Genomic DNA, 11,616 nt, shown 5'->3' on the forward strand with positions numbered 1-11,616 from the left:
AGGATGAGGGCCGATGGAATGAACGGCGTAATTTGCCACCTGTAAAGGTCTGAAGGGGGCTGAGAGATGTTCAAGAAGATTCTGATCGCCAACCGTGGCGAGATCGCCTGCCGGGTCATCAAGACGGCGCGCAAGATGGGCATCAGGACGGTGGCGGTGTATTCCGACGCCGACAAGGACGCGCTGCACGTCGCCATGGCCGACGAGGCGGTCGCAATCGGCCCGGCGGCCTCGGCCCAGTCCTATCTGGTGGTGGACAAGATCGTCGCGGCCTGCAAGGCCACCGGCGCCGAGGCGGTGCATCCCGGCTACGGCTTCCTGTCGGAGAAGCGCGAGTTCCAGGAGGCGCTGGCCAAGGCCGGCATCGCCTTCATCGGGCCTGACGCCCACGCCATCTTCGCCATGGGCGACAAGATCGAATCCAAGAAGCTGGCGCGGGAAGCCGGCGTCAACACGGTTCCCGGTTTTCTCGGCGTCATCAAGGACGCCGACGAGGCGGTCAAGATCGCCCGCGAGATCGGCTACCCGGTGATGCTGAAGGCCAGTGCCGGCGGTGGCGGCAAGGGCATGCGGCTGGCCTGGAACGACGCCGAGGCGCACGAGGGCTTCACCAGCGCCACCAACGAGGCCAGGACCAGCTTCGGCGACGACCGGGTCTTCGTCGAGAAGTTCATCGAGCAGCCCCGTCACATCGAGATTCAGGTGCTGGCCGACGGCCAGGGCACCACCTTGTATCTGGGCGAGCGCGAATGCTCGATCCAGCGCCGCCACCAGAAGGTGATCGAGGAGGCGCCGTCGCCGTTCCTCACCCCCGAGACCCGCAAGGCCATGGGCGAGCAGGCCTGCGCCCTGGCCCGCATCGTCAACTACAAGTCGGCCGGCACGGTGGAATTCATCGTCGGCGGCGCCACCGGCGAATTCTACTTCCTGGAGATGAACACCCGGCTTCAGGTCGAGCATCCGGTGACCGAGATGATCACCGGCCTCGATCTGGTCGAGCAGATGATCCGGGTGGCGGCGGGCGAGAAGCTGTCCATCACCCAGGACGACGTCAAGCTGACCGGCTGGTCCATGGAGGCCCGCGTCTATGCCGAGGACCCGTTCCGGGGCTTCCTGCCGTCCACCGGGCGGCTGACCCGCTACCAGCCCCCGGCCGAGAACGCCCAGGTCCGCGTCGACACCGGCGTCTACGAGGGCGGCGAGATCAGCATGTTCTACGATCCCATGATCGCCAAGCTGATCACCTACGGCCCGACCCGCGACGCCGCCATCGCCCACATGCGCCAGGCGCTGGACGAGTATTACATCCGCGGCCTGTCCCACAACATTCCGTTCCTGGCGTCGCTGTTCTCGAAGGAGCGGTTCGTCAAGGGCAACCTCACCACCAACTTCATCGCCGAGGAATATCCCAACGGCTTCACCTCCGACGACCTGCCGGCCGACGATCCCACCACCCTGATCGCGGTGGCCGCCGCGATGAAGCGGCGCATCGTCGAGCGCAACATCCGGATTTCCGGCCAGTTCCCCGGCCACGAGATGAAGGCGCCCGACCAGTGGACGGTGCTGCTGGGCGGCACCTATCACGACGTCGACATCCATCCGGCGTCCGGGGGGTACGCGGTGGTGGTGGGCGGCGAGGCCATCGAGGTCAAGACCGACTGGCAGATCGGCCAGCCGCTGATCCGCGCCACCGTCGATGGCCGTCCCGTCTGTGTTCAGGTGGATCGTACCGGCGTGTCGTTCCGGCTGTCGCATTCCGGCGTGCAGGCCGAGGTATGGGTCCTGACCCGGCGCACCGCCGAGATGCACAAGCTGATGCCCTACAAGGCGCCGCCGGACATGAGCAAGTTCCTGCTGTCGCCCATGCCCGGCCTGCTGGTCAAGCTGCTGGTCGAGGACGGACAGGAGGTCAAGGCCGGCGAACCCATCGCCGTCATCGAGGCCATGAAGATGGAAAACATCCTGAAGGCCGAACGCGATTCCACCATCGCCAAATGCCATGCCAAGGCCGGCGATTCCCTGGCCGTCGATCAGAAGATCGTCGAGTTCGGGTCATGAACAGGGCTCCGGGAGTCGAGCAGCTTCTGGCCGCCAACCGGGCCTGGGCGGAGGAGACCGAGCGGACCAAGCCCGGATTCTTCGCCCATCTGGCGGAGCAGCAGAATCCTCCCTATCTGTGGATCGGCTGCGCCGATTCCCGTGTTCCCGCCAACCAGATCATCGGCGTCGAGCCAGGCGAGGTGTTCGTCCACCGCAACGTCGCCAATCTGGTGCAGCATGCCGACATCAATTGTCTGTCGGTCCTGCAATACGCCGTCGACGTGCTGGGCGTCGAGCACATCATCATCTGCGGCCATTACGGTTGCGGCGGTGTCCGGGCCGCCCTGCGCGACACCAGGCTGGGGGTGACCGAGCACTGGATACGTCCGGTGCGCGACATCTGCGAGTGCCATCGCCACGAACTGGACGCCATCCCCGACGAGGCGGGCCGCATCGATCGCCTGTGCGAACTGAACGTCATGCAGCAGGTCCGCAACCTTTGCCGCACCCCCATCGTCCAGGACGCCTGGCGGCGGGGGCAGAAGCTGGCGGTTCATTCCTGGATATACGGTCTCCAGGATGGATTGATCCGTCCGTTGGGACCGGTGGTGGCCGGATTGAAGTCGTTGGATGAACTGGGCGCGTCCTACCTGATGCGCGGCGCCTTTTAGAAAAGGGAAGACTGATGAGCGAGTTCCCCAAGAAGACCCTGGCCGATTGGGATGCCCTGGCCTCCAAGGACCTCAAGGGCGCTTCGCCGGAGACGCTGGCCTGGGAAACGCCGGAAGGCATCAAGGTCAAGCCGCTCTACACCGCCGCCGACCTGGAGGGGCTGGAGCACCTGGGCTCGCTGCCCGGCTTCCCGCCGTTCACCCGCGGCCCCCGCGCCACCATGTATTCGCACCGGCCATGGACCATCCGCCAGTACGCCGGCTTCTCCACCGCCGAGGAATCCAACAAGTTCTACCGCGCCAATCTGGCCGCCGGTCAGATGGGGCTGTCGGTGGCGTTCGATCTGGCCACCCATCGCGGCTATGACAGCGATCACCCCCGCGTGGTCGGCGATGTCGGCAAGGCCGGCGTCGCCATCGATTCGGTCGAGGACATGAAGATCCTGTTCGACGGCATTCCGCTGGACAAGATGAGCGTGTCCATGACCATGAACGGCGCGGTGCTGCCGGTGCTGGCCGGCTACATCGTGGCGGCGGAAGAGCAGGGCGTCAGCCAGGACAAGCTGGCCGGCACCATCCAGAACGACATCCTGAAGGAGTTCATGGTCCGCAACACCTACATCTATCCGCCGGCCCCCAGCATGCGGATCGTGTCGGACATCATCTCCTACACGTCGCGGAACATGCCGAAGTTCAACTCCATCTCGATTTCCGGCTACCACATGCAGGAAGCCGGGGCCACGGCGGTGCAGGAACTGGCCTTCACCCTGGCCGACGGCCTGGAATACGTGCGCACCGCGCTGGCCAGCGGCCTCAAGATCGACGACTTCGCCGGACGCCTCAGCTTCTTCTGGGCCATCGGCATGAACTTCTTCATGGAAGTGGCCAAGCTGCGCGCCGGCCGTCTGCTGTGGGCCAGGATGATCAAGCAGTTCAATCCGACCAATCCGGGCTCGATGGCGCTGCGCACCCATTGCCAGACCTCGGGCGTCAGCCTGACCGAGAAGGACGCCTACAACAACGTCATCCGCACCACCATCGAGGCCATGGCGGCGGTGCTGGGCGGCACCCAGAGCCTGCACACCAACGCGCTGGACGAGGCCATCGCCCTGCCGACGCCGTTCTCGGCCCGCATCGCCCGCAACACCCAGCTGATCATCCAGGAAGAGACCGGCATCCCCCATGTGGTCGATCCGCTGGCCGGCTCGTATTACGTGGAAAGCCTGACCGCTTCGCTGGCCGAGGAGGCCTGGAAACTGATCTGCGAGGTCGAGGAACTGGGCGGCATGACCAAGGCGGTGGAATCCGGCATGCCCAAGATGAAGATCGAGGAGGCCGCCGCCCGCCGTCAGGCCCGCATCGACCGCGGCGAGGAAGTGGTGGTCGGCGTCAACAAGTACCAGCCCAAGGAAGACACCGTCATCGAGATTCTCGACGTGGACAACGCCAAGGTCCGCGAGTCCCAGATCAACCGCCTTACCCACATCAAGGCGACCCGCGACAAGGCCAAGGTGGAGGCCGCCCTGGCCGCCCTGGCCGAGGCCGCCGCCTCGGGCACCGGCAACCTGCTGGAACTGGCGGTCGACGCCACCCGGGCGCGGGCCACCGTCGGCGAGATCTCGGACGCCCTGGAAACCTCCTTCACCCGTCATCGCGCCGTCAACCGCACCATTTCGGGCGTCTATGGCGGCGTCTATCAGGGCGACGAGGGCTTCGCCAAGTTGAAGGCCGACATCGATTCCTTCGCCAAGACCGAAGGCCGCCGCCCCCGCATGCTGGTGTGCAAGATGGGCCAGGACGGCCATGATCGCGGCGCCAAGGTGATCGCCACCGCCTTTGCCGACCTCGGCTTTGACGTGGATATCGGGCCGCTGTTCCAGACCCCGGAGGAGGCCGCCCGCCAGGCGGTGGAGAACGACGTCCACATCGTCGCCGCCTCATCCCTGGCCGCCGGCCACAAGACCCTGGTGCCCGCCCTGATCGCCGAGTTGAAGGCCCAGGGCGCCGGCGACATCCTGGTGGTGACCGGGGGCGTCATCCCGACTCAGGATTACGACTTCCTGACCAAGGCGGGGGTGGCGGCGGTCTATGGTCCCGGCACCAACATTCCCAAGGCGGCGGCCGAAATCCTGGAACTGCTGAAGGCCCGCGGCAAGGCGGCGTAGGGGGGCTCAGTCGCCGGGCGTCCCCTACATCTGGTATGACACCACAGTGACAATGTGGATTTGTTGTCGACAAGATGAGTCCGGCTTGGTTAGGATTTCCCCGTGCCGTAAACGCGGACATTGGGGGCCATGTGCAACGACGCCAGGATCGGGCATTGCTCAGCCTTTCGGGACGGGGACATCCCCCGTCCGGCGACGGCGCTCCGGCTTTCCCCGGCATTGAAGGGTCTCTCGTTCCGAGGGGCCCTTTTTTCATGCCCGTCTCCCATCCGACACCAAAGGAGTCCTAGATGGCCAAGCGCGCAACGCGAATCGCCGCGTCCAAGATCGAACCGGTGGTCAGCCTCTATCCCGATCAGGGGTGGAGCCCCCTGGGCGAGGATGACCACCGCGACCAGAGCTATGTCCGCAAGGTCAGGCCGCAAAGCGACAACCAGCGCCGGCTGCTGAAGGCCATCGAGGAGGGGAACCTGACCCTGGCGCTGGGACCGGCCGGCACCGGCAAGACCTATCTGGCCATCTCGGCGGCGGTGGAGGCGTTCGAGGAAGGCCGCGTGGCGCGCATCATGCTGTCGCGCCCGGCGGTGGAGGCCGGCGAATCCCTGGGCTTCCTCCCCGGCGACTTGCAGGACAAGCTGGCGCCCTATCTGCGGCCGCTCTACGACGCCCTGTCGGACCGCCTGGGTGGGAAACGCCTGCGCGCCCTGCTGGCCGACGGCTCCATCGAGATCGCGCCCATCGCCTATATGCGCGGGCGCACCCTCAACAACGCCTTCATCGTCATCGACGAGGCCCAGAACTGCACCTACGGCCAGATCAAGATGCTGCTGACCCGGCTGGGATGGCATTCCACCATGGTGCTGACCGGCGACCCCGACCAGAGCGACCTGCTGCCCGGCCTGTCCGGTCTGGCCGACATCGCCGACCGGCTGCGGGTGCTGGCCGACGTGGCGGTGATCGACCTGGACGAGCGCGACATCGTCCGCCACCCGCTGGTGGCGAGCATGCTGACGGTGCTGTAGGGAGGGAGGGGCTCAGTCGAACAGACTGGAGACCGAGCGTTCCTCGCTGATGCGCTGGATGGATTCGGCCATCAGGGGGGCGATGGTGGCCTGGCGGATGTTGTGGGCCAGCTTGACCGCCTCGGTGGCGGGGATGGAATCGGTGATCACCAGTTCCTCCAGCGGGGAAGCGGTGACGCGGGCCACCGCGCCGCCCGACAGCACGCCGTGGGTGACGAAGGCGGCGACCGAAACCGCGCCGGCCTTCATCAGGGCCTCGGCGGCGTTGCACAGGGTGCCGGCGGAATCGACGATGTCGTCCACCATGATGCAGCGCCGTCCGCGCACGTCGCCGATGATGTTCATGACCTCGGAGACGCCGGCCTTCTCGCGCCGCTTGTCGATGATGGCCAGATCGGCGTCGATGCGCCGCGCGATGGCGCGGGCGCGCACCACGCCGCCGACATCGGGCGACACCACCATGACGTCGTCGCCCTGATAGCGGGCGCGGATGTCGTTGGTGAACACCGGGGCGGCGTAGAGGTTGTCGAGGGGAATGTCGAAGAAGCCCTGGATCTGGCCGGAATGCAGGTCCAGCGTCACCACCCGGTCGGCGCCGGCGGTGGTGATCAGATTGGCCACCAGCTTGGCCGAGATCGGCGAGCGCGGGCTGGACTTGCGGTCCTGGCGGGCATAGCCGAAATAGGGAATGACGGCGGTGATGCGCCGGGCCGATCCGCGCCGGAGCGCGTCCAGCGTCACCAGCAGTTCCATCAGATTGTCGTTGGCGGGGTAGCAGGTGCTTTGCACGACGAACACGTCCTCGCCGCGCACGTTCTCGTGAATTTCGACGAATACTTCCATGTCCGAGAACCGGCGGATCACCGCCTTGGTGATGGACATGGCAAGATATTCGGCGATCGCTTCGGCAAGAGGGCGATTGCTGTTGCAGGCAAGGATTTTCATGGCGAGGCACCCCGGGAAATCGGCTTTCGTATATCAGCCGGCATCCGCCCTGTAAACCAATTCACTTCTCCCGCGTCACTTCCCTTGGGCGGCGCGCACGATCTCGACGACGCCGTCGACGCCGCCGGCGGCGATATCGTTGGCGAGGCTGCCCCACGGGCCGGCCAGCATTCCCCTGGGAACCGCCCCCTGCTGGGCGGCGCTGCCCAGGTCATCACCGTTGCGGTCGGCGACGGTCCAGGCCAGCGCCAGCACCTCCTCGCCCGGCTTGCCGGGCGTCACGCCGGCCTGGGCCCGTAGGGTGAAATCGGCGTCACCGTCCACCGGCTTGAGGCCGTTGCGCTGCAACAGCCGCCGCATCGCCGCCGTCAGCGCCGTGTCGCCGTCGCCGGGCAGTCCCGACAGCGGCACCAGCCGCACGGTGGGAATCGCGACGGCCGACAGGTTGTCGGGCATCTCGCCGTGCAGCAGCGGTCCCAGCTTGTCCATCACCTCGGCGGCCATGGAGGAAACATTCCAGGCCGAACCGGCGACGACCTGGGTGGCTTCGCCCAGAATTCCGCCATCGGGCTGGGCCAGAACCCAGCGGATGGCCTGGCCGGCCGGCGTGGGCGCGACCTCGCCCTGGATCACAAGGGCGCCGGGAACCACTTCCCGGGTCGCGGCGGGAATTCCGTCCTCCCGCAGCTTGCTCGCCAACGCCTCGGCCAGCCGGGCGGCGCGGGGGCCGTCGTCCAGCGGCCGCACCACCACTCCGCGCGCGGCGCGCGGGATCACGGCGGCATTGATGCCGTCATGGCGGAAAGGCTGGGGAATCTCGCCGCAGGCGGCCAGCAGGGCCAGCAGCAGCGCTCCGATCAATCGTTTCATTTGTCCAGCAGGATCACCGAGAGCTGGCGGCCGTAATCGGCCTCCCCCCGCAAGGTGGCGCGGCGGTAGCTGAAGAAGCGGGCTTCGTCGCGACAGGTGTCGGCGGGAACCCGGGTGACCTCGTGCACCCCCAGCTTCGCCAGCTTGCGCGACAGGTAGCCGGGCAAGTCGAACAGGGCGTGTCCGTTCCGGCGGGCCGGGGCGAAAAAGTCGGCGTTGGTGGCGTCCTCGGCCAGGAAGGGGGCGGGGAATTCCGGTCCGACCTCGTAGGAACGGTGGCCGATGCACGGCCCGACGGCGGCGACGATGCCGGTCTTGCGCGCCCCCAGATCGACCATGGCTGCGATGGTGTTGTCGAGGATGCCGGCCAGGGCGCCCTTCCAGCCGGCATGGGCGGCGGCGACCACGCCCTTTTTGCCGTCGGCCAGCAGCACCGGGGCGCAATCGGCGGTCAGGATGCCCAGCGCCAGACCGGGCCGGTCGGTGACCATGGCGTCGGCGGTCGGCGGCTGCTCGACCTCCCAGGGGTCCGTGACCACCACCACGTCGGTGGAATGGGTCTGGTACAAGGTCATCAGCGCCTCGGGCGGCAGCTCCAACTGGGCCATGGCGCGGCGGCGGTTCTCGTGCACCGCCTCGGAACCGTCGCTGGAGCCGGGGCCACAATTGAGCGAGGCGTACAGGCCCTGCGACACCCCGCCTTCACGGGTGAAGAACCCATGGCGGATACGGGTGAAATCATTCAGGGCGGACAGGCTGATCATGCGGAGTTTCCTATGGGTCCAGGCCGGGTGGAGCGGGCAGTGACGGGCTGGTCAGGGCCAGAACCTGGAACAGGGTGCCCATTTCGCCGGGATCGATCAAGCGCCGAGCGCGACCGGCCAGGTCGGCGGCCTGTTGCGGCGAGGCGTTCTTCATCAGCATGACGGTGCGTTCCTCGATGCCCATGCCGAGCAGCCAACGCCCCTGCGACACCGGGCCATGCGCCGCCGCTCCCGCCCGCCGCGCCGCCTCGGCCAGGGATTGGAAGTCCACATGGGCGGTCAGGTCGGCCAGTCCGGGATCGCTCAGCACCGGGTGATAGCGATGTGCCCGCATCGCCTGGAGCGAATCGCCGGCGCCGCTTTCCGGCGGTCCGTAATCGATGATCAGGGCGGCGCCGGGCGAGGCGGCCAGCCGCCGGCCGATGGCGGCGGCCAGGTCGCGGCCGGACTCGCACAGTTCCGCGATGGCGCCGTCGGGAGCGGCCAGCACGGCGGGCGCCAGGGGAGGGCGCCTGACCCGCCGGCCGGGAACGAAGGCGAGGGCGCCGGCCTCGTCCAGCCCGACCATCCGTTCCACCCATTTCTCGCCGTGCTTCTGGATCTGGCGGATGGGCAGGGCGTCGAACAATTCGTTGGCCACCAGCAGCAGCGGCCCGTCCGGCAGTTGATCGAAGCGCTCGACCCATCGCGCCGGTTGGCCGGCCAGGGTCTGGGCCTGACGGTTGCGAAGCGCGGGGCTGGTCTCGACCAGATGGATGTCCAGCGCGGCGGCGAAGGAGGGCAGGGTGCGGGCGGCCCGCAGCAGGTCGGCCATCAGGGTTCCCCGGCCCGGCCCCATCTCGGCCAGCACCACCTTGGACGGGGCGCCCATCCGCTGCCACGAGACGGCGCACCACAGCCCGACCAGTTCGCCAAACACCTGGGAAATCTCGGGCGCGGTGGTGAAGTCGCCGGCCAGGCCGAACGGCTCGCGGCTCATGTAATAGCCGTGCTCGGGATGGCCCAGCGCCTGGGCCATGTACTCGGCGACGCTGATCGGGCCGGACGCCCGGATGCGATCGGCCAGCAGCGCCGCCAGCCCCATCAGACGTCCCTTGGCGCGTGCCGCCGCCACGCCCAGGCCAGCAGGGCGAGTCCGACGATCACCTGCGGGATGGACAGCAACTGGCCCATGGTGGCGCCGCCCCACAGGAAGCCGAGATGGGCGTCGGGCTGGCGGAAGAACTCGCAGACGATGCGGCCAAGGCCGTAGCCGGCCAGGAAAACTCCCGACAGGGCGCCGAAGCGGTTGCGGATGTCGGTGAAGCGCCACAGCAGCATCATCACCGCGAACAGAACCGCGCCTTCCAGCCCGGCCTCGTAAAGCTGGCTGGGATGGCGCGGCAGCGGCCCGCCATGGGGAAACACCATGGCCAGGGCGGCGTCGGGGGCGATGCGGCCGAACAGCTCGCCGTTGATGAAATTGGCGATGCGGCCGAAGAACAGGCCGATCGGCACGACGCAGCAGATGACGTCGCCCACCTGGAACAGGTCGCGGCCGCGCAGGCGCGAGAAGGCGATGATGGCGACGATGACGCCCAGCGCGCCGCCGTGGAACGACATGCCGCCCTGCCAGACCATGAGGATCTCCAGGGGGTTGGACAGGTAGTACAGCGGCTTGTAGAACAGGATGTAGCCCAGGCGGCCGCCCAGCACCACCCCCAGCGTCGCCCAGACCAGGAAGTCGTCGACCTCGACCTCGGACAGGGCGTGCGGCGGCCGTGCCACCAGGAATTTGACGATCCGCCAGCCCAGCATCAGCCCGGTGATGTAGGCCAGGGCGTACCAGCGGATGGCGAACGGCCCCAGTTGCAGCGCGATGGGGTCGATATTGGGAAAAGCCAGGGCCAGGGTCATCAGCGGTAAGGGTCCGAAGAGGCGAGGAAGCGCTTCACATAGGTCTCGACGCCTTCCTCCAGGGTGGTGAAGGGCTTGGAATAGCCCGCCTGACGCAGGCGCTCCATGCTGGCCTGGGTGAAGTACTGGTACTTGTCCCTGATCTCGATGGGGGTGTCGCGGAACTTGATCTGGGGCTCGCGTCCCACCGCCCGGTAGACCGAATTGGCGAGGTCGAGGAACGACCGCGCCTTGCCGGTGCCGACATTGAACAGGCCGTTGACGGTGGGATGCTCCAGCAGCCACATCATCACCTCGACCACGTCGCCGATCCAGATGAAGTCGCGCAACTGGCCGCCGTCGGGGTACTTGGGGTTGTGCGAGCGGAACAGCTGGTAGGCGGCGTTCTTCTCGGCGTGGGGATAGACCTGGGCCACCACGCTCTGCTGGCCGCCCTTGTGGTATTCGTTGGGGCCGTAGACGTTGAAGAATTTGAGCCCCGCCCATTGCGGCGGCTTGCGCGAGCCGGCGAAGACCTTGCGCGCCACCCGGCGGTCGAACAGGTGCTTGGACCAGCCATAGGCGTTCAGTGGGCGCAGCCTGGCCAGATGTTCCATCGATCCGTCGTCGTCGAAACCCTGGGCGCCGTCGCCGTAGGTGGCGGCCGACGAAGCGTAGATGAAGCGCACGTTGTGCTGCGCGCACCATTTCCACAGCGCCAGCGACAGCGAGAAGTTGTTGGCCAGGATCTTGTCGGCGTCGGTCTCGGTGGTGGCCGAGATGGCGCCCATGTGGAACACCACCTCCATATGCTTGCGGTTGGCCTCCAGGAAGTCGAACAACTGCTCGGGATGGACGATGTCGGCCAGTTCGCGCTTGGCGATGTTACGCCACTTGTCGTTGGAACGCAGACGGTCGCAGGCCACCAGCTTGCCGGCGCCGCGCTCTTCCAGGGCGGCAAGGATGTTGGACCCGATGAAGCCGGCGCCGCCGGTGACGAGAATCATCGTACTCTCCGCGAGGTGTGAACCGTCTCGGTTATAGGCCGGGGCGGAACCGCCCGCAAGGCTCACCCGGCCCGGGCGGTGCGGCACCACCTTTTCCAGAGGGCGCGGCAGGCGCGTTCGAGATGCCTGGCCTTGATCCTGGCGTCGCAGAGGGGCGACGCCGCGACGCGGTGGCGCAATCCGTCGCGCATCCGGGCGAGGCCGTCGGGGTCTGCGGACAGGCGCCGGCAGATGTCGACGTAATCGGCGGGGGAGGT

Annotated in this window: 10 protein-coding genes and 1 pseudogene; 4 read left to right on the forward strand and 7 right to left on the reverse strand. The window is 67.3% G+C overall.

Features of this window, described 5'->3' with window-relative positions:
* Positions 1-66 precede the first annotated feature (66 nt).
* The 4 genes from accC (at position 67) to MTBSS4_RS05670 (ending at position 5,898) form a co-directional block, all read left to right on the forward strand.
* Complete coding sequence (accC, locus tag MTBSS4_RS05655; protein ID WP_173982423.1) at positions 67-2,058, forward strand: acetyl-CoA carboxylase biotin carboxylase subunit; 1,992 nt, start codon at positions 67-69, stop codon at positions 2,056-2,058.
* A complete protein-coding gene (can, locus tag MTBSS4_RS05660; RefSeq protein WP_173982424.1) occupies positions 2,055-2,711 on the forward strand; it encodes a carbonate dehydratase in 657 nt (218 codons plus the stop codon). The genes accC and can overlap by 4 nt, the downstream gene beginning before the upstream one ends.
* 14 nt (positions 2,712-2,725) lie before the next feature.
* A complete protein-coding gene (gene scpA / locus MTBSS4_RS05665) occupies positions 2,726-4,876 on the forward strand; it encodes a methylmalonyl-CoA mutase (RefSeq protein WP_173982425.1) in 2,151 nt (716 codons plus the stop codon).
* Positions 4,877-5,166: 290 nt separating this feature from the next.
* On the forward strand, positions 5,167-5,898 hold the full coding sequence (locus MTBSS4_RS05670) for a PhoH family protein (protein WP_173982426.1): 732 nt from the start codon (positions 5,167-5,169) through the stop codon (positions 5,896-5,898).
* Positions 5,899-5,910: 12 nt separating this feature from the next.
* On the opposite strand, the gene MTBSS4_RS05675 is transcribed toward MTBSS4_RS05670, so the two are convergent.
* The 7 genes and pseudogenes from MTBSS4_RS05675 to MTBSS4_RS05705 form a co-directional block, all read right to left on the reverse strand.
* Entirely contained in the window at positions 5,911-6,843 is a 933-nt protein-coding gene (locus MTBSS4_RS05675; RefSeq protein WP_173982427.1) for a ribose-phosphate pyrophosphokinase, read from the reverse strand.
* Positions 6,844-6,918: 75 nt separating this feature from the next.
* Positions 6,919-7,713 (reverse strand): hypothetical protein, encoded by a 795-nt coding sequence (locus tag MTBSS4_RS05680; RefSeq protein ID WP_173982428.1) that lies wholly within the window; start codon positions 7,711-7,713, stop codon positions 6,919-6,921.
* On the reverse strand, positions 7,710-8,477 hold the full coding sequence (pgeF, locus tag MTBSS4_RS05685) for a peptidoglycan editing factor PgeF (protein ID WP_173982429.1): 768 nt from the start codon (positions 8,475-8,477) through the stop codon (positions 7,710-7,712). Before pgeF ends, MTBSS4_RS05680 begins: the two co-directional genes overlap by 4 nt.
* 10 nt (positions 8,478-8,487) lie before the next feature.
* Positions 8,488-9,561, reverse strand: a complete 1,074-nt coding sequence (locus MTBSS4_RS05690) for a class I SAM-dependent methyltransferase (RefSeq protein WP_173982438.1) — start codon at positions 9,559-9,561, stop codon at positions 8,488-8,490.
* Positions 9,561-10,373: a prolipoprotein diacylglyceryl transferase gene (lgt, locus tag MTBSS4_RS05695; protein WP_173982430.1), complete on the reverse strand. Its 813-nt coding sequence runs from the start codon at positions 10,371-10,373 to the stop codon at positions 9,561-9,563. Before lgt ends, MTBSS4_RS05690 begins: the two co-directional genes overlap by 1 nt.
* Positions 10,373-11,359 (reverse strand): ADP-glyceromanno-heptose 6-epimerase, encoded by a 987-nt coding sequence (gene rfaD / locus MTBSS4_RS05700; RefSeq protein ID WP_173982431.1) that lies wholly within the window; start codon positions 11,357-11,359, stop codon positions 10,373-10,375. The genes lgt and rfaD overlap by 1 nt, the downstream gene beginning before the upstream one ends.
* A 62-nt stretch (positions 11,360-11,421) precedes the next feature.
* Positions 11,422-11,616: pseudogene (locus MTBSS4_RS05705) on the reverse strand (glycosyltransferase); the annotation flags it as partial.

The sequence above is a fragment of the Magnetospirillum sp. SS-4 genome (assembly GCF_902729425.1).
GTDB lineage: Bacteria > Pseudomonadota > Alphaproteobacteria > Rhodospirillales > Magnetospirillaceae > Phaeospirillum.